The 22,891-nt window shown below is 63.7% G+C and carries 19 protein-coding genes; 5 read left to right on the top strand and 14 right to left on the bottom strand.

What is annotated here, in order from left to right:
* Positions 1 to 52: 52 nt before the first annotated feature.
* The 3 genes from ACFPWW_RS00515 to ACFPWW_RS00505 all read right to left on the bottom strand — a co-directional run bounded on the left by ACFPWW_RS00515 (position 53) and on the right by ACFPWW_RS00505 (position 2,497).
* Complete coding sequence (locus ACFPWW_RS00515) at positions 53 to 982, bottom strand: glutaminase (RefSeq protein WP_112567571.1); 930 nt, start codon at positions 980 to 982, stop codon at positions 53 to 55.
* Positions 983 to 1,150: 168 nt separating this feature from the next.
* Positions 1,151 to 1,768, bottom strand: coding sequence for a 30S ribosomal protein S4 (rpsD, locus tag ACFPWW_RS00510; RefSeq protein WP_112567569.1), 618 nt, complete (start codon positions 1,766 to 1,768; stop codon positions 1,151 to 1,153).
* 198 nt (positions 1,769 to 1,966) lie between these two features.
* A complete protein-coding gene (locus tag ACFPWW_RS00505; protein WP_377309866.1) occupies positions 1,967 to 2,497 on the bottom strand; it encodes a MarR family winged helix-turn-helix transcriptional regulator in 531 nt (176 codons plus the stop codon).
* A gap of 101 nt (positions 2,498 to 2,598) precedes the next feature.
* On the opposite strand from ACFPWW_RS00505, the gene ACFPWW_RS00500 reads away from it, so the two are divergent.
* Positions 2,599 to 2,934, top strand: a complete 336-nt coding sequence (locus ACFPWW_RS00500) for a cupin domain-containing protein (RefSeq protein ID WP_112568255.1) — start codon at positions 2,599 to 2,601, stop codon at positions 2,932 to 2,934.
* Between the two features lie 6 nt (positions 2,935 to 2,940).
* Here ACFPWW_RS00500 and ACFPWW_RS00495 read toward each other — a convergent pair whose 3' ends face one another.
* The 6 genes from ACFPWW_RS00495 to ACFPWW_RS00470 form a co-directional block, all read right to left on the bottom strand.
* Complete coding sequence (locus ACFPWW_RS00495) at positions 2,941 to 4,455, bottom strand: ATP-binding protein (protein WP_377309863.1); 1,515 nt, start codon at positions 4,453 to 4,455, stop codon at positions 2,941 to 2,943.
* Between the two features lie 108 nt (positions 4,456 to 4,563).
* The gene (locus ACFPWW_RS00490) at positions 4,564 to 5,739 is read right to left on the bottom strand and encodes an MFS transporter (RefSeq protein ID WP_377309862.1); all 1,176 of its coding nucleotides are present in this window, start codon (positions 5,737 to 5,739) and stop codon (positions 4,564 to 4,566) included.
* A gap of 94 nt (positions 5,740 to 5,833) precedes the next feature.
* On the bottom strand, positions 5,834 to 6,637 hold the full coding sequence (murI, locus tag ACFPWW_RS00485) for a glutamate racemase (protein WP_112567563.1): 804 nt from the start codon (positions 6,635 to 6,637) through the stop codon (positions 5,834 to 5,836).
* Entirely contained in the window at positions 6,618 to 7,448 is an 831-nt protein-coding gene (locus ACFPWW_RS00480) for an RNA methyltransferase (RefSeq protein WP_112567561.1), read from the bottom strand. Before ACFPWW_RS00480 ends, murI begins: the two co-directional genes overlap by 20 nt.
* 7 nt (positions 7,449 to 7,455) lie before the next feature.
* Entirely contained in the window at positions 7,456 to 9,492 is a 2,037-nt protein-coding gene (locus tag ACFPWW_RS00475) for an FUSC family protein (RefSeq protein ID WP_377309860.1), read from the bottom strand.
* Positions 9,493 to 9,605: 113 nt separating this feature from the next.
* The gene (locus ACFPWW_RS00470) at positions 9,606 to 10,148 is read right to left on the bottom strand and encodes a hypothetical protein (RefSeq protein WP_112567556.1); all 543 of its coding nucleotides are present in this window, start codon (positions 10,146 to 10,148) and stop codon (positions 9,606 to 9,608) included.
* A gap of 191 nt (positions 10,149 to 10,339) precedes the next feature.
* Between ACFPWW_RS00470 and ACFPWW_RS00465 the strand changes: the two genes are divergently transcribed.
* Together ACFPWW_RS00465 and ACFPWW_RS00460 are read left to right on the top strand one after the other, a co-directional pair.
* Positions 10,340 to 11,551, top strand: coding sequence for an NADP-dependent isocitrate dehydrogenase (locus ACFPWW_RS00465; RefSeq protein ID WP_112567554.1), 1,212 nt, complete (start codon positions 10,340 to 10,342; stop codon positions 11,549 to 11,551).
* A gap of 437 nt (positions 11,552 to 11,988) precedes the next feature.
* On the top strand, positions 11,989 to 12,618 hold the full coding sequence (locus tag ACFPWW_RS00460) for a glutathione S-transferase family protein (RefSeq protein WP_112756372.1): 630 nt from the start codon (positions 11,989 to 11,991) through the stop codon (positions 12,616 to 12,618).
* A gap of 9 nt (positions 12,619 to 12,627) precedes the next feature.
* Here the strand turns inward: ACFPWW_RS00460 and ACFPWW_RS00455 are convergent, their stop codons facing one another.
* The 4 genes from ACFPWW_RS00455 to recA all read right to left on the bottom strand — a co-directional run bounded on the left by ACFPWW_RS00455 (position 12,628) and on the right by recA (position 18,011).
* Positions 12,628 to 13,479, bottom strand: coding sequence for an AraC family transcriptional regulator (locus ACFPWW_RS00455; protein ID WP_112757630.1), 852 nt, complete (start codon positions 13,477 to 13,479; stop codon positions 12,628 to 12,630).
* Between the two features lie 91 nt (positions 13,480 to 13,570).
* On the bottom strand, positions 13,571 to 14,065 hold the full coding sequence (locus tag ACFPWW_RS00450) for an STM3941 family protein (protein WP_377309858.1): 495 nt from the start codon (positions 14,063 to 14,065) through the stop codon (positions 13,571 to 13,573).
* Between the two features lie 32 nt (positions 14,066 to 14,097).
* Positions 14,098 to 16,752, bottom strand: a complete 2,655-nt coding sequence (gene alaS, locus ACFPWW_RS00445; RefSeq protein ID WP_112757628.1) for an alanine--tRNA ligase — start codon at positions 16,750 to 16,752, stop codon at positions 14,098 to 14,100.
* Positions 16,753 to 16,922: 170 nt separating this feature from the next.
* The gene (gene recA / locus ACFPWW_RS00440) at positions 16,923 to 18,011 is read right to left on the bottom strand and encodes a recombinase RecA (RefSeq protein WP_112567542.1); all 1,089 of its coding nucleotides are present in this window, start codon (positions 18,009 to 18,011) and stop codon (positions 16,923 to 16,925) included.
* 229 nt (positions 18,012 to 18,240) lie between these two features.
* On the opposite strand from recA, the gene ACFPWW_RS00435 reads away from it, so the two are divergent.
* Both ACFPWW_RS00435 and ACFPWW_RS00430 read left to right on the top strand, forming a co-directional pair.
* Positions 18,241 to 19,185, top strand: coding sequence for a carbohydrate kinase family protein (locus ACFPWW_RS00435; protein WP_377309857.1), 945 nt, complete (start codon positions 18,241 to 18,243; stop codon positions 19,183 to 19,185).
* Between the two features lie 30 nt (positions 19,186 to 19,215).
* Complete coding sequence (locus tag ACFPWW_RS00430) at positions 19,216 to 20,142, top strand: pseudouridine-5'-phosphate glycosidase (RefSeq protein ID WP_112567538.1); 927 nt, start codon at positions 19,216 to 19,218, stop codon at positions 20,140 to 20,142.
* Between the two features lie 115 nt (positions 20,143 to 20,257).
* Here ACFPWW_RS00430 and cckA read toward each other — a convergent pair whose 3' ends face one another.
* A complete protein-coding gene (gene cckA / locus ACFPWW_RS00425; protein WP_112705265.1) occupies positions 20,258 to 22,861 on the bottom strand; it encodes a cell cycle histidine kinase CckA in 2,604 nt (867 codons plus the stop codon).
* Between the last annotated feature and the right edge of the window lie 30 nt (positions 22,862 to 22,891).

Here is a 22,891-nt window from a genome sequence, read left to right as displayed (position 1 = left end):
CCTGTCTGCTGTGCCTGCCCTGCTTAGCAGAAAGCCGCAGCCCAACACAGCCTCAATCGCCGAAAACGGACCAGCCGGTGCGCGCCGCCAGCATCTCCAGCGCCACGGCGCCGAGCTGCGAATTGCCGACCTTGTTCAGCCCCGGCGACCAGACCGCGATGGAGGCGATGCCGGGTGCGACCGCAAAGATGCCGCCGCCGACGCCGCTCTTGCCGGGCAGGCCGACATGATAGGCGAAATCGCCCGATCCGTCGTAATGGCCGCAGGTCAGCATCAGCGCGTTGATGCGCCGCGCGCGCTTGGGCGAGACGACCGAATGGCCGGTCAGCGGATTGCTGCCGCGCGCCGCCAGGAACAGGCCGGCGCGGGCGAGCTGCTCGCAGCTCATCGACAGCGCGCACTGGTGGAAATAGACGCCGAGCACATGGTCGACCGGATGGTCGAGATTGCGGTAGGAGCGCATGAAATTGGCAAGCGCGAAATTGCGATAGCCGGTTGCCGTCTCCGAACGCGCCACCTTGTCGTCGATGGTGACGGATTCGTCGTCGGCGAGGTAACGCACGAAGCGCAGGAGCTCGCCGATCGCCTCACGCGGCGCATGGCCGGCCATGACGACGTCGGTGACGGCGATCGCGCCGGCATTGATGAAGGGATTGCGCGGGATGCCGTGTTCGTGCTCGAGCTGGACGATGGAATTGAAGGCCGATCCCGACGGTTCGCGCCCGACCCTCTTCCACAACCCCTCGCCCACCTTGCCGAGCGCCAGCGTCAGCATGAAGACCTTGGAAATGCTCTGGATGGAGAAAGCGACATCGGCATTGCCGACGCTATGGACCCTGCCGTCGACGGTGACGACCGACAGGCCGAACTGGTTCGGATCGATCTTGGCAAGCTCGGGAATGTAATCCGCGACCTTGCCCTCGCCGATGCGCGGCGCCAATTCCTTGTAGATGCTGTCGAGGACTGCCTGCAAATCCACCATGACTTCTCTCCGAAGACAAAAAAGCCGCCTTGGAGGGCGGCTTTTCCGTATGCGAAAACGTCTCGCGCCCTGCTGCGCCGCACATCGAAGATGTGCAAGGGACGCAGCAGCACTTATAGAGACGCATAAGCCTCTCCGACAATCGAAATCGATTGTCGGGGTTATGCGTTAACGCGAATAGAATTCGACGACCAGATGCGGCTCCATGACGACCGGGTACGGAACGTCGGACAGCGTCGGGACGCGTGCGAAAGTGGCAACCATCTTGTTGTGGTCGACTTCGACATAGTCCGGAACGTCGCGCTCAGCGAGTGCAACGGATTCCAGAACGGTCACGAGCTGCTTGGACTTTTCACGAACTTCGATAACGTCGCCGGCCTTGCAACGGTAAGAACCGATGTTGACGCGCACGCCGTTGACCGTGACGTGGCCATGGTTGACGAACTGACGGGCAGCAAAGACCGTCGGAACGAACTTGGCGCGGTAGACGATCGCGTCGAGGCGGGACTCCAGAAGACCGATCAGGTTTTCCGAGGTGTCGCCCTTGCGGCGGGCTGCTTCGGCGAAGATGGCGCGGAACTGCTTCTCGCGCAGGTCGCCGTAGTAACCCTTCAGCTTCTGCTTGGCGCGCAGCTGCACGCCGAAGTCGGAAAGCTTGCCCTTGCGGCGCTGGCCGTGCTGGCCCGGACCGTATTCGCGGCGGTTCACCGGGGACTTCGGACGGCCCCAGATGTTTTCGCCCATACGGCGGTCGATCTTGTACTTGGACGATTCGCGCTTGCTCATCGTATTTCCTTTCAAAGTGTTGTGACGGTCTGTTACCAAACCGCGCGAAGGAAACACGCCCTCCTTTGATCCCGTTTCCGGGAGCCGACAGGATCTTTCCGTTACGCGAACGGATCTGATCCACGGGACATGTCAAATGAAACACCGGACATTGCTGCCCGGTGCTGGCGCGGTCTTTAGGGATAAGTCACAGGATTGTCAAACAGAATCTGCCGTTTCAGGGCCGTTCTCGCCTGCCCGCTCGAGCGAACCGGCAAGCTTGCGCAGCAACCCCGCCAGCGCCTGGCGCTCACCCTCCTCCAGCCCATCGAGATGCGCAAGCTCCCGTTTCATATCTTCGCGAAAGGCGTTTTCCGCGCGGCGGATGCCCTCGTCCGTCAATGCCACTTCGAAGCTGCGCTTGTCCTGCGCCGATCGCTCCCGGCGGATAAGCCCCGATTTCTCCAGCCTGTCCAGCCGGTGCGTCAGTCCGCCCGAGGAGATCATCAGCAGGCCGTAGAGTTCTGTCGGGATCATCCGGTAAGGCGGCCCTGCCTTGCGGATTGTCGAGATCACGTCGAACTCGCCCCTATCAAGATCGAATTCGGCAAATGTCGATTCGATCGACGGTCGCACCAGATTGGAGATCCGGTAGATGCGCCCGAGAATGCTCATCGGCGTCGTATCGAGATCTGGCAACTCCGCGGCCCAGAGCGCGCGCAGCCGGTCCACATGGTCTTGCTGTTCCATGGCCTCTCCAAAACTATCTTGACGAGAAGATAAATTGAGGGAATTATCTTCTCGTGAAGATAATTCATAGCGGAGCCTGCCGAGTGATCAAGGAGGAAATCATGTTCCATGTCATACCGCGTGAAAGCCAGCAGCAATTCGCCAACCGCACCATCCGCTTCGAAGGCGGCGAATATGGTGCGCCGGTCTCGATCTTCCTGATCGACAACGAACCCGGCCAGGGGCCGGAACTGCATGTTCATCCCTATGCGGAAATGTGGATCGTGCGCTCCGGCAAGGCCCGTTTCACCGTTGGCGAAGAAACGCTGGAACCCAATGTCGGCGATATCGTCGTCGTCAATGCCGAGACGCCGCACTGCTTCAAGAATGTGGGAACGACACGGCTGGAACTCACCTGCATCCACGCCAGCCCGGAAATCATCCAGAGCTGGGTCTGAGCAAGCTTATTCGGCAGCGCTCTTCAGAAAGTCGCTATCGGGCGCGTCGGCCGAACCGGGTGCCGTCTCTGCCTGCAGGTCCGGAAAGGCGACGATGCGCTTGCCGGTAAAATCCGTATGCACGACGATCAGCCCCTGCTCTTCGAAATAGCCAAGCAGCCGGCGTGCGCGCCGGGCGGAATGGGTGCCATAGGCCCGTGCGATGCGGGCATCCGAAGGGCAAGCCTCGCCGCCGATCGCAGCCTTCGCCATCATCAGGAACACGCCCTGCAGATCGTCGGTGACGCCGTTGGAGAGCGAAAGCGCCGTCGCCCAGGCCTCGCTCGCCGCCATTTCGGGATCGACGCCAGAGCGCGACACCGCCACGCGCCGCCGGAATTCCGGCAGCGACATCGGCGGGCCGGGAACGCGGCGCATGCGCAGCCGAACGAGGAATTCCTGATAGAGAACGGCATCCGTGCGGAAGCCGGAGCCCGGATCGTCGAGGATTTCGGCGAGCACGCCGGCAAGCCGCTCCTCGCGCTCTTCGGCCGACAGTTCCGGCTGCGCCGCCCTGGTTTCGGCAGGCTGCACCGGGCCGGCTGCGGGCGTGGACCGCGAGAGTTCGGCCAGGATATCGGTGGTGGGGCGCGGTGCGGGCGGCGCGCGGCGCACGATCGGCCGCTGGAACTCTTCCGGATCGGGCGTGAAGATCAGGTCTTCGACATCGTCGGGCGAATCCGGCAGCGGCATCAGCTTCGGGCTGGAAGAGCGCGCCGAGGTCTCGACATTGCCGATCTGGATCGGCAGCGGCCGGCGCGACAATGCCGGGCCAAGCGCCACGAAATGGCCGCGCTTCAGGTCGCGGAACATCTCGGCCTGGCGGCGGTCCATGCCGAGCAGGTCGGCCGCGCGCGCCATGTCGATATCGAGGAAGGTGCGGCCCATCAGGAAATTCGAAGCTTCGGCCGCGACGTTCTTGGCAAGCTTGGCGAGCCGCTGCGTGGCGATGACGCCGGCAAGCCCGCGTTTGCGCCCGCGGCACATCAGGTTGGTCATGGCGCCGAGCGAGGCCTTGCGCGCATCTTCCGAGACGTCGCCGCCGACCGAGGGCGCAAACATCTGCGCTTCGTCCACCACCACGAGCACCGGATACCAATATTCGCGATCGGCATCGAACATGCCGTTGAGAAAGGCGGCCGCCGCCCGCATCTGCTGCTCGATATCGAGCCCTTCCAGCGTCAGAACGCAGGAAACGCGGTGCTGGCGGATACGGTTGGCAATGCCGGCAAGCTCGGCCTCGGTGCGCTCGCCATCGACCACCACATGGCCGAAGCGATCGGAGAGTGTCACGAAATCACCTTCGGGATCGATGATGACCTGCTGCACCCATTGGGCCGATTGCTCCAGCAGGCGGCGCAGCAGATGCGATTTGCCGGAGCCGGAATTGCCCTGCACGAGCAGACGCGTCGCCAGCAATTCCTCGATATCGAGCGTCGCCGGACCGCCGGACGCCATTCCCATATCGATGCCAACCTGCACGTCCCATTCCCCTTACAAATTCCAGCCCACGTCCCTAGCAGATTCGCAGGCGCTGTTGTCTTCAAACCTTCAAAAACCCACAGGGAAAGTCCGCTGCGGAAAGATGCCTCACACCGCCTCGCGCTCGACGAGGCCGCCCGCCATCTCTGCCTGCGCCGGAATCAGCAGGCGGGTGCAGAGCAGGCTGACGAAAAGCGGAAGCAGCAGGACCGCAAGCCCTGCCCGCAGACCGAGATGTTCGCCGAGAAAGCCGATGATCGGCGGCCCGATGAGAAAACCGCTGAGCGCCGCGAAGGAAAGCGTCGCAACGCTTGAGGCCGGCGGGCGGTCGGTCAGCGAAGCGACGGCCGTCACCGCAAGCGGAAAGCCGACCGAGACGCCGACACCGACTGCGGCAAAACCCAGCAGGGCAAGCGGCGTCGCCGGCGCAAGGAGAACGACGAGCATGCCGGCAAGCGAGGCGATGCCGCAGCCGCGGGCAATGGCAACCGCGCCGAACCGGCCCTTCATGTAGTCGCCGCTGAAACGCCCTGCCGCAACCATGAAAGCGAAGACCGAATAGCCGAGGCCGGTCTGCGCGCCCTCGCTATTCATGACATCGCGCAGATAGACCGCCGACCAATCGGCGATCGCGCCTTCCGTCATCGTCACGCCGAAGACGAAGGCGCAGATGCCGAGCAGGGCAAGGCTCGGCGGCTTGAAGCCGGTGCTTGCCTGCGCATTCTCCGCTTGGTGACTTTCCGGCAGTTTCGGCAGGCGCAGGCTGGCAAGCAGCGCGACCGGCAGGATGACGATGGCCGTGAACAGGATCGACGAGTGCGGCGAAAGCCCGATGGCGATGGCACCGACGCCGAGCAGGCTGCCGGCCATGATGCCGAGGCTCCAGAAGCCGTGGCAGCGGCTCATGATAATCAGCCCCGTCGCCTTTTCCGTCACGTCTGCCTCGACATTCATGCCGAGTTCCACCGTCGAAAGCGCCACCCCGACGATCATCAGGGCAAGGAACAGAAGCACGGCGCTCGGCGCGAAGGCCGGCAGCGAAACCACGGCAAGAAAGAAGACGAAACCGTAGACGATCGCCATGCGCCCGCCGATGCGCGAGACAAGGCGGCCGGCAAAGGGCAGCGTGATCAGCGTGCCGATCGGCAATCCGAGAAGGGCAACAGCAAGATCGGCGGTGCCGAGTCCCAGTTTCGCCTGGATGTCGGGAATGCGCGGCAACCAGGCGCCGAAGGCGATCGGTTGCAGAAAGAAGATCAGCATGACAAGTCTTTGCAGCGGCACGGCGCATCCCTTTGCATCTTGAGCGGCAGAGACCCGCTTGCGATTCCCCGCGGCGATCTTGCGCGATGAGGCCGGTGAAATAAAGCGCTGCGCCTTACCGCGTGCTCAGCCCGAAGCCCTGCATCAGCCGCCGCGTGGCGAAATCCGGATTGCCGGAGGTAAAGACGGCGAAGTCGAAATGATCCGGGTGCACGGCATCGGCCACCTGCGGCACCAGCGAACGGGCGCGCCGCGCAATGGCTTCCGCCGGATCCAGCCAGTCGACCGGCCACGGCGCCAGCCGGCGGAACAGATTGGCCATGAACGGATAATGCGTGCAGGCCAGCACGACGATATCGGTCTTGCGCCCTTCCCTTTCGACGAAACATTGTTCGATCTCGGCCATGACGGCCTCGTCGGAAACCGCATCGCCGCGGATATAGGCCTCCGCCATGCGCGCCAGGTTCTCGGAGCCGACAAGCCGCACATGGCACTGCTGCGCGAAGGACTGGATGAGATCGCGCGTATAGGCGCGCCTGACCGTGCCGGGGGTGGCCAGCACCGAGACGAGGCCGGAGCGCGTGCGCTCGGCCGCGGGCTTGATCGCCGGCACCGTGCCGACGAAGGTCATCTGCGGGAAGGCGGCGCGCAGGTCCGCCCCGACCAGCGTGAAGGCCGTGTTGCAGGCGATGATGCAGACTTCGGGATCGTATTCTTCGAGCAGCCGGGCAAAGAGCCCGATCACCCGCTCCTTCAGCGCCTGTTCTTCCCAGCCGCCATAGGGAAAGCCGGCATCGTCGGCCACATAGATGAAGCCGCGCTCGGGCATCAGCACGCGCGCCTCGCGCAGCACGGTCAGCCCGCCTATGCCTGAATCGAAAACGAGGACGGGTTTCAGCTCACTTGTCGGCGCTGTCATCGGTGGGCGCATCCTTGCCGGATCGGGTGAAACCGCCTTTGCGCGGACTGTTGCGCGTAAAGCGGTCGAGGGAGGAGATGACGCCGCGCAGCACGCTGATTTCCTGCTCCGTGAATGCCCGGCGGGAGAGAACGGCGCGCAGGTTGTCCACCATTTTCGGCTTTTTCGAGGGCGGATGGAAATAGTTGCGCGAATCCAGCGCCTCTTCCAGCTGCTCGAACAGGCCGAACAGCTGCTCCTTGGTGGAGGGCCGCTGTTCCAGCGCCTGGAACGGCACCGCTTCCAGATCCTCCATGCCCGATTTCATCCACTCATAGGACATGAGCAGCACGGCCTGGGCGATATTGAGCGAGGCAAAGGCGGGATTGACCGGGAAGGTGACGATCTCGTCGGCAAGCGCCACTTCCTCGTTGGTCAGGCCCCAGCGCTCGCGGCCGAAGAGGATGCCCGTCGCCTCGCCTGCCCTGAACCGGTTGCGCAGGTTTCCGGCAGCAAAGACCGGCGAGCGCACCGGCTTGTAGTTGTCGCGGCTGCGCGCCGTCGTCGCGTAGACGAAATTGAGGTCGGCGATCGCCTCTTCCAGCGTGCCGAAAACCCTGGTGCCTTCGATCACGTGATCGGCCTTGGAGGCGGCGGCCTGCGCCTTCTCGTTGGGCCAGCCGTCGCGCGGATTGACGAGGCGCAGATCTGCAAGCCCGAAATTCGCCATGGCGCGCGCCACCATGCCGATATTCTCGCCCATCTGCGGCTCGACCAGAATGATGACAGGCCCTTCGGCCAGAAGTTGACGCTCGCTGTTGGTACCCGCCATGTGCTTCCTATTCCTGATTTACCGGCGCAATAGCTTTGCCGGCCGCAACAGGCAAGTCCTGCGCCTCTTCCGGGTAGAGCCGCTCCAGCGTCGAGCCGATCATTTCCACCGCAAGCCGCGCCCCTTCTCGCCAGAGCGGCAGGTGGCGGCCGGTCGGCCGCATCTGCTTGCGCACGATCAGGAAACATTCCGAACCGCGCGGCGCCGCCGCATCCAGCAGGCCGAGATCGGCGGCGATGCTGCGCTGCAGATCGTCATCGACCGCATCGGCCATGTGGTTTCGCGCCAGGATGCGCGACCAGTAGGTGACGGAAAGGAAGATCGCCAGCGTCTGGCGGATTTGTCCCGGCCTGGTGACAATGGACCAGGTCGAGCCGAGCGGGCGGGCGGCCAGCGTCATGTCGCGGTAGCAGGCATCGACCTTCTGCGAGATGACGATGAGTTCCTGCTGGCTCTTCTTCTCCGATACGGCCGACAGCAGCTCCTTCAGGGCGTCGAACCATTTGGCGAGCGCCGTATCCAGCGTCCCGCGCGTGCGCGCCGGCAGCACGAGGAAGGCAACCAGCGTTCCGGCGACCGCGCCGATCAACGTCTCCTCGAGGCGCAGCTTCAAGAGATCGAAGGTCAGCACGCCCATCATGCCATAGACGAGGCAGAGCACGATCGAGACGAAAAAGGTCATCGTCGCATAGGAAATCTGCAGGAAGTAGAAGGCGAGGAAGATGCAGGCGACCGAAACGGCGACCCCTATCGCCACATGCCCTGTCAGCAGCGTCGCCAGAACCAGGCCGAAGGCGATGCCGAACAGCGTGCCGATCGACCGCTGCAGCGCCTTGATGGCGGTGTCGCCGCGCGAATTGGTATTGGTGAACACGAGGAAGGAGGCCAGCACCGCCCAGAACCAGCGTTCGCGCGACAGGGCAAGCCCCAGCGTCATGGCAATCGCCGCAGCGAGCGTGATCTGCAGGGCCGAGCGCATGAGCGGGTTCTTCAGGGAAAAATCGATTGCTGCCGATGCGCTCGCCTCTTCCACCGAGGCAATCTCGGCAAAGTCGGAGCCGCGCCCGGCATCGATGGTTTCGGCAAGCTGCCGGCGTGCCGCCGCAAGCCAGAGCAGCGCGCGTACCGTCTCGCCCCGCGGCTCGCCTTCCCTGTCCTCCGCCGCCTTCTCCTCGGCCGAAAGTGCGGCGCGGTCGTCCTCGATCACCGCATGGACCAGCGCAAAGGACGGCGGGCTTTGAAAGCTCAGCACGATGGCGCTCTCGGTCGCCAGATGCGCGTCGAACAGGCGGATCGCCAGCTGCGCGGCCGGTGCGGAGGCGCCGTCGAAGACGCCGCCCGGCGGCCGCGGAATGAAGCTCTCGGCCATCAGCACCACTTCCTTCAGCCGGTCTTCCAGCTGGCGCAGCTCCTGCCGGTCCGCCTCGTTCACCGTCCCGACCGCGGCCAGTGCCGCGAGCTTGTAGAGGATCTGGTTGATGCGGCCGCGCACGCTTTCGAGCGAACGCAGGAGGTCGCGCCGCCAATTGTCGGGCAGGAGCACCGCCCTCACCCAATGGCTGACGAGCGCGGAGACGACAGGACCGATGACGATGACGGGCAGTTCCTCGACGGTCGGGTGGAAATAGGCGCCCATGAAATAGGAGGTGAAGGCGAACATGCCGATCGCAAAGCCGCGCGGCCCATAGACGCGCCCGATGGAGGCAAGGCAGATCACCACGAGGAAGATGAAATCCGAAAAATACCGATAGGGCTCGAGCACCGCCGCAATGCCGACGACGATCACGCTCGCCAGGCAGCCGAGCAGCCGCGTGACCAGCTGGCGCGCCGAACCCTTGTCGCGCACGGCGACCCCGCCTTCGATCGACAGCACGATGCCGAGGGCATAGGAGGCGATCGGCAGCGGCACGACAAGCGCGTGGATCAGAAGCAGGATCGCGAAGGACAGGCCGATCGACAGCGTGACGCGCGTGCCCATGCGCAGGCGCGAAAGCGCCGGGTCATTGGCGAGCAGCCAGTCTCGGAACTCGAATCCGGAAATCACCCTTGCCAATCCTCATGCGCGCCAGCGCCGGCGGCGCCCGAGAGCGAGATACCGCTGCCCCGGCAAAAATCAAATCGCAGCCGATGTCGCCGGCCGGTGACGCCGAAGAAGCCTCATTCGCCGTTGGCGATCTGCACCATGGCTTCCTTGAGCGAGATCGGCCCCTGGCCTTCCTCGCCCTGGATCATGATGTCGTCGATGACCGGCTTGCCGTTCTCGTCGATCACCTCGAAGCGCACGGTCGTGAAGGCATCCTTGTCCGGCGTGCCTTCCATGCAGGTCGCCGCCTTGAACTTGACCGTCACCTCGGTCGTGCCGTTGGCCGGCTGGCCGCTTTCCATCGAAAGGTCCTGGAGCGGACAGGCATCCTGGCCGTTGACGATCACGTCGTAATCGAAGGGCGAAATGCCGTCCTCGTCGGCGGCCGGGTTCTGGGCGGCCGCCTTGTATTTGTCGGCAAAGTCCTTGCTGTAGAGCCGGCCGAGCGTGGCCTCGTCGAAAATGTCGATCCAGTCGCTGTTGTCGCCCGCCCAGTTCTTCTTCGTATCCTCGATGATCTCCTTGACCGGCGCGGTCGCGTCCGCAGCGGCCGAAACGCCGGGCAGGACGGACGAGGCGGCAACGAGGCCGGCGAAGAGAACGGCGATCTTTTTCATGGCGAAATGTCCGAGACTCGGGGCTTGTGCCGGCGAGACTAGCCATTTTCCCGCGCTTGGCAAAGGCGGCAAAAACGTCACGGCGCCTGCCCGTTCTGCTTTGCGTTCCCGGCTCACAATGCTATAGCGCTCCGGACCCACATCACCCACCCGGGACAGCTGTCCCTTTCTTAAGCTTACGAGGCAGATACATGAAGAAGATCAAGGTCGCCAATCCCGTCGCCGATCTCGACGGCGATGAAATGACTCGCATCATTTGGCAGCTCATCAAGGATAAGCTGATCCATCCGTATCTCGACCTCGACATCGACTATTACGACCTCTCGGTCGAAAACCGCGACGCCACCAACGACCAGGTGACGGTCGATGCCGCCAACGCCATCAAGAAATACGGCGTCGGCATCAAGTGCGCGACGATCACGCCGGACGAAGCCCGCGTGAAGGAATTCAACCTCAAGGAAATGTGGAAGAGCCCGAACGGCACGATCCGCAACATCCTCGGCGGCGTCATCTTCCGCGAGCCGATCATCTGCCGCAACGTTCCCCGCCTCGTTCCCGGCTGGACGCAGCCGATCGTCGTCGGCCGTCACGCTTTCGGCGACCAGTACCGCGCGACCGACTTCAAGTTCCCCGGCAAGGGCAAGCTGACGATCAAGTTCGTCGGCGAGGACGGCACGGTCATCGAGAAGGAAGTCTTCAACGCGCCGGGCGCCGGCGTCGCCATGGCGATGTACAACCTCGACGAGTCGATCCGCGAATTCGCCCGCGCCTCGATGATGTACGGCCTGATGCGCAAGTGGCCGGTCTACCTGTCGACCAAGAACACCATTCTCAAGGCCTATGACGGCCGCTTCAAGGACATCTTCCAGGAAGTCTACGAAGCCGAGTTCAAGGCGCAGTTCGACGAAATCGGCATCACCTACGAACACCGCCTGATCGACGACATGGTCGCCTCCGCGCTGAAGTGGTCCGGCGGTTATGTCTGGGCCTGCAAGAACTACGACGGCGACGTCCAGTCCGATACCGTTGCCCAGGGCTTCGGCTCGCTCGGCCTCATGACCTCGGTTCTGCTCACGCCCGACGGCAAGACGGTCGAGGCCGAAGCCGCCCACGGCACGGTCACGCGCCACTACCGCCAGCACCAGAAGGGCCAGGAAACCTCGACGAACTCGATCGCCTCGATCTTCGCCTGGACCCGTGGCCTCGCCCACCGCGCCAAGCTGGACGACAATGCCGAACTCGCCAAGTTCGCCTCCACGCTGGAAAAGGTCTGCGTCGACACCGTCGAAGCCGGCTTCATGACCAAGGACCTGGCGCTGCTCATCGGTCCCGATCAGCCGTGGCTCTCCACCACCGCTTTCCTCGACAAGATCGACCAGAACCTGCAGGCCGCAATGGCCTGAGCCCTGCTCGCACGGAGATCGAGAAACCCGGCCTTCGCGCCGGGTTTTTTGTTGCCGGATAAAATCGGATCCTGTCGCTAATTTAGTGGAAACTTTCGCAAATAAGCCTCGCGTAAGTTGCAAGGCCTATCTGGAATCTCACCCGGGCATGGAGGTTCCGATGGTCAAGACGAGTATTGTCCCCGAATTCCTGCAGCTTGTAAGGCTTCTCGCGCGGCGCGAGGGCCAGGATATGATTGTCTTTTATCTCGATCTCGCTTTGCTGGAGACCGGGACGCAATATTACAATCAGCGTTGGCGCTCCCCTCCCGGCCAGGCTTCCGGGATCACGCCGACGCCGGTCGCGCCGCCTGCGGCTGTGAAGGTGCCGCCCTCTCCAAGGGTTGAAATCTCCCGCGCCGGCGCTACGAAAACAACATGGGAGAGAGGAGACCAGGATGAGCGAGGAAATCACCTTTTACACCAATCCGATGTCGCGCGGCCGGATAGCGCGGTGGATGCTGGAGGAGACCGGCGTCCCCTACCGTACTGAAATCCTGACCTTCGGCGGGACGATGAAGGGTGCGGACTACCTTTCCGTCAACCCGATGGGCAAGGTGCCGGCGATCCGTCACGGCACGACGATCGTGACGGAATGCGCGGCGATCTGCGCCTATCTTGCGGATACGTTTCCGCAGGCGGGCCTCGCGCCGCAGCCTGATGAACGCGCCGATTACTACCGATGGATGTTCTTCGCCGCCGGGCCGCTGGAAGCTGCCGTCACGCTGAAGGCGCTCGGCTTCGAAATCCCGCAGGAGCGGTTGCGCATGGCCGGCTGCGGCTCCTTCGGCGATGTCATGGGCACGCTGGAAAAGGCGGTCTCGGCCGCCTCCCCCTATATTGCCGGCAAGCGCTTCACGGCCGCCGACGTCTATGTCGGCTCGCATATCGGCTGGGGCCTTGCCTTCGGCAGTATCGAAAAGCGCCAGGCCTTCGTCGACTATTTTGGCAGGCTGTCAGAACGCGACGCCTATAAGCGGGCAAGCGCGCTGGACGAAGAGGCGGCGAAGGCGATGCAGGCCGCCTGAGCGTTTCGCTCAGGCCAGTGGCATATAGATATCCGTCAGCAACTCGGTCGGCGCGACCTCGCGCGGATTGTTGAGATATTCCTCGAACATGACGCGATCCCGGATCTGCCGGCCGGAGGCTGGCAGCCACCGGGCGTAGAGCCACTGATAGGCCTTGTGCATGTCGGCATAAGGCCCCTTGTGATGCAGCACGGCATAATCGCCGCCTTCCACCAGCCGCCGCTCCAGGGGAGCGTTGGCGGTCGTCTCCTGCCCGCCCGTGACACAGGCGACCGAGCGCAGCTTTTCCGGCAGCACGAGATCGGGATCGTCGAGATAGACGCCGATCATCCGCATCTCGGGCCTTGCCAGCCCGCGCGCGTAGAGCGTGCCGAACAGCGTCTCGAAAGCCTTGCCGATCTCCATGTAGGAGCCGGTATGGGCAACGCCGACGAGTTCGAGCGGCGGGATGGTTTTCAGGGTGACATCAAACATGGCTGGCGCCTTTCCGGAGATTGAGGGTTCGAACTGCTTGTGGCTTCCCTCTTTCCGGTAGCGCGCCGGCGGCATGCCGTAGACCGATTTGAAGATGCGGTTGAAGGACTGGAGATTGGGATAGCCCGATCGCTTCGCAATCTCGCTGACACCAAGCTCGGTGCGGACGATCTCGCCCGCCGCGCGATGCAGCCGCAGCCGCTTGACGGTCGCCGCCAGCGTCTCGCCGTAGATCGCCCGATAGATCCGGTGCCAGTGATAGCTCGACAGGCAGGCGATCTCGGCCAGCCGCTCCATATCCAGATCCTCGTCGAGATGATCGTGGATATAGGCCGAGACCCGTCTCAGACGGTCCTCGTAAAGCGCCCATGCCGTTTCGCCTGTCATGTCGAACCTCGCTCTTCGATCGGCGGCAACAAAGCATAACCCGATTTGACAAATCCTGCGGACTTGAGGCTGGTATGAAAGCGCGTGGCGATTAGCCTTGGCGCACGGCCTGCGCCCGCTCCTGAAGCTCGGACAGGATCTGCTCCACCGGATGGTCGAGACCGCTGACCGAAAAGGTCAGATAGTCGTTCGACTTTCCGAGCGCCTTGTTGTTGAGGCGCGTCATGCGCGAGATCGTCAGCCGTGCGGCTGCGGCCGGTGTGATCTGGAGTTCGATGAAGGGCTGCCTGTGCACCTGGAATGCGCGGACAGCCACGTCACCCCAACCGATCCGCTGGGGAGCGACTTCGGTCACCAGAAGGCCCTCGTCAGCGAAATCCATCACCGGACGCCGGTCAAACGCCTTCCGGAGGAACGCGATGAAGGCGACGAGGAAAAGCACGCCGAGGAGGCCGAGCACGACGGATACGCCGTTCACGCCTTCCTTCTGATAACCGGCGAAGCTGAGGGCGGCCAGAAGCGCCGTCATCAGCAGCGAGAGAACGGCAAGACCGATCGTCTTGCCTGGAGAGCGATGGACTTTCACAGGGAACCTCCTGCCCTCCGGGTCTTTGTCGATCAGCTGGCGAGTGCCGCGGCGACAGCCTCAAGCGCTTCATCGGCCTTGGATCCATCCGGGCCGCCGGCCTGCGCCATGTCGGGGCGGCCGCCGCCGCCCTTGCCGCCAAGCGCTGCAGAGGCGACGCGCACCAGATCGACGGCGCTGAAACGATCGACGAGATCGGGCGTGACGGCCACGACCGCGCTCGCCTTGCCGTCTTCGGACACGCCGATCAGCGTCACGACGCCGGAGCCGAGGCTGGCCTTGCCGTCATCGGCGAGACCCTTGAGGTCCTTCGGATCGACGCCGGCCACGGCCTTGCCGAGGAACTTGACGCCGGCGACCTCGCGCACGGCATCGGCAGAACCGCCCTGCCCGCCGCCCATGGCGAGCTTGCGCTTGGCATCGGCCAGTTCCTTTTCCAGCTTGCGGCGCTCGTCCATCAGCGCCTCGACACGCGCCACAACGTCCGAAGGCTGAACCTTCAGCGACGCGGCGAGCGTCTTCACGCGCTCGTCCTGCTCGGCAAGATATTCGCGCGCCGATTCACCGGTCACGGCCTCGATACGGCGAACGCCCGCACCGACGGCGCTTTCGCCGAGAATACGCACGAGACCGATCTGGCCGGTCGCCGAGACATGCGTGCCGCCACAGAGTTCGATCGAATAGGGCTTGTCCTTCTTGGCGCCGTGCAGGCCCGTGCCCATCGACACGACGCGCACTTCGTCGCCGTATTTTTCGCCGAAGAGCGCCATTGCGCCTTCCGCGATGGCATCGTCGACGCTCATCAGGCGTGTCGTCACCGGCGCGTTCTGCAGCACGATCTCGTTGGCCATCTCTTCGACGACCTTGAGCTCTTCGGCCGTCATCGGCTTCGGATGCGACACGTCGAAGCGCAGGCGCTCGGGCGCGACCAGCGAGCCCTTCTGGGCAACGTGCGTGCCAAGCACCTCGCGCAGCGCCTCATGCAGAAGATGGGTGGCCGAATGGTTGGCGCGCAGGCGCGAACGCCTGATATGATCGACCGTCAGCGCGACGGCTTCACCGGCCTTGACCACGCCTTCGACAACCGTGCCGGAATGCACGAACAGGCCCTCGCCCTTCTTCTGCGTGTCGGAAATTTCGATCCTGCCGTGATCGGTAGAGATCACGCCGGTATCGCCCATCTGGCCACCGGATTCGCCGTAGAACGGCGTCTGGTTGACGACGATCTGCACCTTGTCGCCGGCCCTGGCTTCGGCTGCGACGGCGCCGTCCCTGACGATCGCCTGCACCACGCCTTCGGCCGTCTCGGTGTCGTAGCCGAGGAATTCGCTCGCGCCGTGCTTTTCTTTCAGCTCGAACCAGACCGTTTCCGTGGCCTTCTCGCCGGAACCGGCCCAGTGCGAACGGGCCTCGGCCTTCTGGCGCTCCATCGCATCGGTGAAGCCGGAAATGTCGACGCCGATCTCGCGGGCACGCAGCGCGTCCTGCGTCAGGTCGAGCGGGAAGCCATAGGTATCGTAGAGCTTGAAGGCGGTCTCGCCGTCCAGCATGTCGCCCTTGGACAGGTTGACGGTCGCGTCCGAGAGAAGCGACAGGCCGCGCTCCAGCGTCTTGCGGAAACGGTTTTCCTCGAGCTTCAGCGTTTCGGAAATCAGCGCCTCGGCGCGCACCAGCTCCGGATAGGCGCGGCCCATCTCCTGCACCAGCGTCGGCAGCAGCCGGTACATCAGCGGCTCCCTGGCGCCGAGAAGCTGGGCATGGCGCATGGCGCGGCGCATGATACGGCGCAGCACGTAGCCGCGGCCCTCATTCGACGGCAGCACGCCGTCGGCGATCAGGAAGGCGGAGGAACGCAGGTGGTCGGCGATGACGCGGTGGCTGGCATTGCCCTCGGCCTTGACGCCGACGGCATCCTCGATCGTGCCGGTCAGCGTGCGGAACAGGTCGGTGTCGAAAACGCTCTGCACGCCCTGCAGGACGGCCGCCATGCGCTCCAGGCCCATGCCGGTATCGATCGACGGACGCGGCAGCGGGTTGCGAACGCCGGGCTCGGTCTGTTCGAACTGCATGAAGACGAGGTTCCAGAATTCCAGGAACCGGTCGCCATCCTCTTCCGGCGAGCCGGGAGGGCCGCCCCAGATATTCTCGCCCTGGTCGATGAAGATTTCCGAGCACGGGCCGCAGGGGCCGGTATCGCCCATCTGCCAGAAATTGTCGGAGGTCGGGATGCGGATGATCTTGTCGTCGGAGAAACCGGCGATTTTCTTCCACAGCGTCGCGGCTTCCTCGTCTTCCGAATAGACCGTCACCAGCAGCCGGTTCTTCGGCAGGTCGAAACCTTCGGTGACGAGCTTCCAGGCAAGCTCGATCGCATTCTCCTTGAAATAGTCGCCGAAGGAGAAATTGCCGAGCATTTCGAAGAAGGTCAGGTGGCGCGCGGTATAGCCGACATTGTCGAGGTCGTTGTGCTTGCCGCCGGCGCGCACGCATTTCTGCGAGGTCGTCGCCGTCAAATAGGGACGCTTTTCGAGGCCGGTGAAGACGTTCTTGAACTGCACCATGCCGGCATTGGTGAACATCAGCGTCGGATCATTGCGCGGCACGAGCGGGCTTGATGGAACGACCTCATGGCCGTTCTTCTTGAAATAGTCGAGGAAGGTCGACCGGATATCGTTTACACCGCTCATTTCATGCCCTTCGATGCTGCCAGCAGGCAGGTAAAATTAAATCCATCGGCTTTTATCGTCCGGCCCTGCCACTGTCCAGCATACAAACAAAGTCCGGCACACAAACAGAAGCGGCCGCATTCTCGTGAGGGAATGCGGCCGCTTCGAATTCGCTTTGCGCTCAGGCTGGATTACATGTCGCCATCGCCTGCATCGTCGCCGGCGTCCGGGCCGCCGTTCTGCAGGAAGCGGTCGGCGATCAGGCCGGCATTCTGGCGAAGCGCGGTTTCGATCTCGCGGGCGAGATCCGGATTGTCGCGCAGGAAGATCTTGGCGTTTTCGCGGCCCTGGCCGAGGCGCTGGCTGTTATAGGAGAACCAGGCGCCGGACTTCTCGACGATGCCGGCCTTGACGCCGAGGTCGATGAGTTCGCCGGTCTTCGACACGCCCTCGCCATACATGATGTCGAATTCGACCTGCTTGAAGGGAGGCGCCATCTTGTTCTTGACGACCTTGACGCGCGTCTGGTTGCCGATCACCTCTTCGCGCTCCTTGACCTGGCCGATACGGCGGATGTCGAGGCGGACGGAGGCGTAGAATTTCAGCGCGTTGCCGCCGGTCGTGGTTTCCGGCGAACCGAACATGACGCCGATCTTCATGCGGATCTGGTTGATGAAGATCACCATGCAGTTCGACTTGGAGATCGAGGCCGTCAGCTTGCGCAGCGCCTGGCTCATCAGGCGGGCCTGCATGCCCGGCAGGTTGTCGCCCATTTCGCCCTCGATTTCGGCGCGCGGCGTCAGCGCCGCAACGGAATCGACGACCAGAACGTCGATGGCGCCGGAGCGTACCAGCGTATCGGTGATTTCGAGCGCCTGCTCGCCCGTGTCGGGCTGCGAGATCAGGAGGTTCTGCAGGTCGACGCCGAGCTTGCGGGCATAGACCGGATCGAGCGCATGTTCGGCATCGACGAAGGCGCAGATGCCGCCCTTCTTCTGCGCCTCGGCAATGGTCTGCAGCGCCAGCGTCGTCTTGCCCGAGCTTTCCGGACCGTAGATCTCGATGATACGACCCTTCGGCAGACCGCCGATGCCGAGAGCGATATCGAGGCTGAGAGAACCTGTGGAAACCGTTTCGATCTCGACGATGTTCTCGTTCGAGCCGAGTTTCATGATCGAGCCCTTGCCGAACGACCGCTCGATCTGTGAGAGTGCCGCTTCGAGCGCCTTGCTTTTGTCCACCGATTTGTCCTCTACGAGCCGCAATGAATTCTGAGACATTCGATCCACCTTTAGGTTATTGACGCTGCTCTAGCAATGTCGCCGCTGATGCGAAGTTTGTACCCCATTTGTTCTTATTTCGCAATGGGGTTGCAAATATCTGAAAGAAAAAGGTAAAACGGCCCGTGTTCTATTTTTGTTTTATCGATGCAAAGCAACGGCTTAGTGCGCCCCGCCCTGTGGACGCGACAGCGTCCGCCGCCATTCGATTCGCTTGCGGGGTGCAGAAATGAGCGCCAGGATTCTCGTTCTCGGCGGCGCCCATATCGATCGCCGCGGCCGTATTTCCGGCGAGACGGCACCGGGCGCCAGCAATCCCGGCACATGGTTCGAGGAACCGGGCGGCGGCGGCTTCAACGCGGCCCGCAATCTTGCCCGCCTCGGCTTCGACGTGACGATGATTTCGCCGCGCGGCGGCGACCCGATCGGCGAGATGGTGAGCGAGGCGGCAGACTTTGCCGGCATCGACGACCGCCCCTTCGTCTTCCTCGACCGCAAGACGCCGAGTTACACGGCGATCATCGAGAGGGACGGCAATCTCGTCATCGCGTTGGCCGACATGGAACTCTACCGTTTCTTCGTGCCGCGCCGCCTGTCGATCCGCTGGGTGCGCGACGCCTTTGCCGCCACCGATTTCGTCCTCTTCGACGCCAACCTGCCGGAGGAGACCGCAGCCGCGATCGTTTCCAGGGCCAATGCGCTCGGCAAGCCGGTCGCCGCGATTGCCATTTCCCCGGCCAAGGTCGTGCGCCTTCTGCCGTGCCTTGAAGGCATCGACTATCTCTTCCTCAACGAAGCCGAGGCCGCGGCGCTGACCGGCGAGCGGCCCGACAATGCCGCCGCCTGGCCGCCCCTGCTCGGTGACATCGGCATCGGCGGCGCGGTCGTCACCCGCGGCCAGCGGGAACTCGTCGCCTTCAAGGACGGGCGCGCCCTTCTCCTGCAGCCGCCGATCTCCGATACTGTCGCCGATGTCACCGGTGCGGGAGACTCGCTTGCCGCCGGCACGCTGGCGGCCCTGATGCTCGGCCATCCGCTGGAAGAGGCGGTTCGCCACGGCGCGGCGGCGGCCGCACTCACCGTCCAGTCGCATCACGCGGTGAGCGAAAATCTCTCTCCCGAATTGCTCCGCGACATGCTTTCGCTTGTCCCGGCGGCGAGAATTCTGCAATGAAGCGGCAACATCGATAAACGGATACGGATCATGACCAAACCCTTCTCGCCCCTGCTGCCGATCTCCTATTCGAAGGAAGTGGCCGCCGCCAAGCAGCGCGGCGCCCCGATCGTCGCCCTCGAATCGACCATCATCACCCACGGCATGCCCTACCCCGGCAATATCGAAATGGCGCGCAGCGTCGAATCGATCATTCGCGACCAGGGTGCCGTTCCCGCCACGATCGCCGTCATCCACGGCACGCTGCATATCGGCCTGGAGGCCGCCGAGCTGGAACAGCTCGCCAGGGCCAAGGACGTGATGAAAGTGTCGCGCGCCGATATCGCCTTTGCGATCGCCGAGCGCCGCACCGGTGCCACCACCGTTGCCGCCACGATGATTGCGGCCGCGCGCGCCGGCATCAAGGTCTTTGCGACCGGCGGCATCGGCGGCGTGCATCGCGGCGCGGAAGAGACTTTCGATATTTCCGCCGACCTTGAAGAACTCGCCCGCACCGGCGTCATCGTCGTCTGCGCCGGCGCCAAGGCGATCCTCGACATTCCGAAGACGCTGGAAGTGCTGGAAACCCGCGGCGTTCCCGTCGTCACCTATGAAAGCGACGAATTCCCGGCCTTCTGGTCGCGCTCCTCGGGCATCCCAAGCCCGCTGACCCTGAACAGCCCGGCCGCGATCGCCAATTTCCAGACGACCCGCGAACAGCTCGGCATCGACGGCGGCATGCTGATCGCCAACCCGGTTCCGGAAGCCGACGAAATCGCCCGCGAGGAAATGGAAATCTATATCGAGCGTGCGCTCGACAGCGCCGAACGCGACGAAATCACCGGCAAGGCGGTAACACCTTACCTCTTGAGCACGATCTTCGACCTGACGGATGGCCAGAGCCTGAAGACGAACATCGCGCTGGTGGAGAATAATGCGCGGCTGGCGGCAGAGATCGCCGTGGCGCTGGGTGAGTAATTAGTTGTTGGGGCGGGCTGGACCCGCCCTGCCGACGCATTTGTGCGGCAGAATTCCCTGTCGAAAGGGGGGCCGCACGCACTGCCCGCGCTGACCGCCTGAATCACTCGACCCGTCAGCTATCCAGCGTCTCTTTCACCGCCACGGCCAGCTGTTTCAGCGAGAACGGCTTCGGCAGGAAGCCGAACTTGGCTTCCGGCGGCAGGTTGCGGGCAAAGGCATCCTCGGCATAACCGGACACGAAGATGAATTTCAGGTCCGGATATTTCTTGCGCAATTCGCGCAAGAGCGACGGCCCGTCCATTTCCGGCATGACCACGTCGGAAACGACGATATCCACCTTGCCTTCGAGCTCGTCCATGATGTCGAGCGCTTCCACGCCCGAGCCCGCCTCATAGACCGTATAGCCGCGCGTCTCCAGCATGCGCTTGCCGCCGCGGCGCACCGCCTCCTCGTCCTCGACGAGCAGGATGACGGCAGAGCCCGTCAGGTCTTCCGGCTGCTTCGGCTGCACCAGTTCCACGACATTGGCGCCGCCCGAAGCAACCGCCTGATCGGCGGCATCCGCTTCGGCGGCGACGGCCGGCTCGACGATATGGCGCGGCAGGAAGATGCGGAAGGTCGTGCCCTTGCCGACTTCCGATTCCGGCTGGATATAGCCGCCGGACTGTTTGACGATGCCATAGACCATGGCAAGGCCGAGGCCGGTGCCCTTGCCCACTTCCTTGGTGGTGAAGAAGGGCTCGAAGATCTTGTCCATGATCTCGGGCGCGATACCGGTGCCGGTATCGGTCACTTCCACCAGCACCATGTCCTCGTGCGGCATGTAGGAATAGTTGAAGGCCGCGACTTCGGCGGCGGGAAGGTTACGGGTGCGCAGCGTCAGCGTGCCGCCTTGGGGCATGGCGTCGCGCGCGTTGACGCAGAGGTTGATCAGCACCTGCTCGAACTGCGACAGGTCGGTCTTCACCGGCCAGAGATCGCGGCCATATTCGACATCGAGCTTGACGTTCGTGCCCGAAATCAGCCGGTCGACCAGCATGCGCAGGTCGCCGACGACATCGGTGAGGTTGAGCACGGTCGGCCGCATCGTCTGCTTGCGCGAGAAGGCGAGCAGCTGGCGCACGAGAACGGCGGCGCGGTTGGCGTTGCGCTTGATTTCCATCAGGTCGGCAAAGCTCGCGTCGGCCGGCCGCGCCTGCAGGAGCAGGTGGTCGGAGGAGAGCAGGATCGCCGTCAGCACGTTGTTGAAATCGTGCGCGATGCCGCCGGCAAGTGTGCCGACCGCGTTCATCTTCTGCGTCTGGGCCATCTGCGCTTCGAGCGCCTTCTGCTCGGTCACTTCGACGGCATAGACGATGGCCGCCTCCTCGGGCGCCTCGTCGGACTGGTCGATGACGGCATTCACATAGAAGCGGAAGAAGCGCGCCTCGTCGGTCGGCGTGCGGGAATCGATCGGCGCAATATCGCCCTGCCGGTCCTTGGCGGCGGCAAGGGCTTCGGCAAGCTGTGGCCGGTCGCTTTCCTGCACGATGGTTTCGAGCAGCGCGCCACGCTCCAGATCGTCACGCGAGACGATATTGGAAAAGAGTTTCAGGAACGGCGCGTTGGTGCGCAGGATCTTGCCCTTGCCGTCGACGGACGCAATCGCCATCGGCGTATTGTTGAAGAAGCGCGTGAAGCGCATGGCCGCCGCCGAGGCGGACTGCCCGCTTTCCTCACCCGCATCGCGCGTCAGCACGATCGTGCGGCTTTCGCCGGGCGCCCCGTCGCGCATGGACGTGACGCGGTGGATGATCTGCACCGGCAGGCTCTGGCCGTTCGATTTGCGCAGGTCGAGATCCAGCGTCACGGTCTTCTTGAGCCCCGGCTCGGCCTGCACCGACTGGATCAGCGCCAGCCCCTCGCCGGCGACGAGATCGCCGATATTCATCGAGCCCGGTATGAATTTGGTGAGATCGAGGCCCAGCCATTCGGCCAGCGTTGCGTTCAGGTAGAAGATCTCGCCCTTGCGCCCGGCGGAGAAGAAACCGGATGGGGCGTGGTCGAGATAGTCGATCGCGTTCTGCAGCTCCTTGAAGAAGCGCTCCTGATCCTCGCGCTCGGCGGTGATGTCGGTGATCTGCCAGATCTGCAGCGGCTTGCCGTCGCCGTCTTCCGCCTTCAGGAGCCGCGCCTTCAGCCGATACCAGTGCGCGCCGGCGCTGCTGCCCGGCCCGACGGCGCGCAGCAGGCGGAATTCTTCGCGCCCCTCCCGTCCCTCGCGCAGACCGTTCACCAGCCGGTAAAGCGCCTCGTTCGATTCGCGGTGGCGCGACAGCAATGTCTCCAGCGTCTGCACCTCGGTCGCCTTGCGCGCGCCCGTCAGCGCCCCGTAGGCGGCGTTGGCATAGACGATGCGCCCCTTGTCGTCGGTAATCAGCGTTCCGTCGGGATGGCTGTTCAGGAAAGCGCGCGCCAGGCCGTCGGACTGGCGCTGCGGCATGACCTCGATGAAGCCGATGACGGAGGAGACGAGGAAGAAGATGCCGACCATGGCAAGAACGCCGAGACAGCCGAGCACCAGCTCGTTGCCGAGCGAATCCTTGAAGAAGACGAAGGCGGCCGCCGCCGCGATCAGCACGATCGCCAGCAGAATGATGCGTATCGCCGTGCCCGAACGCCCCTCGCGGTCCACAAGCGGCGCGTTATAGTCGTCGACCTGACGCGATTTCGTCATCTATTCCTCGCATGAGCCTTATCCGCCCCG

The sequence above is a fragment of the Rhizobium sp. GCM10022189 genome (assembly GCF_042656325.1).
Lineage (GTDB): Bacteria > Pseudomonadota > Alphaproteobacteria > Rhizobiales > Rhizobiaceae > Rhizobium.
Note: the sequence above shows the minus strand (reverse complement) of the source record. Positions and strands in the feature narration are given on the sequence as shown.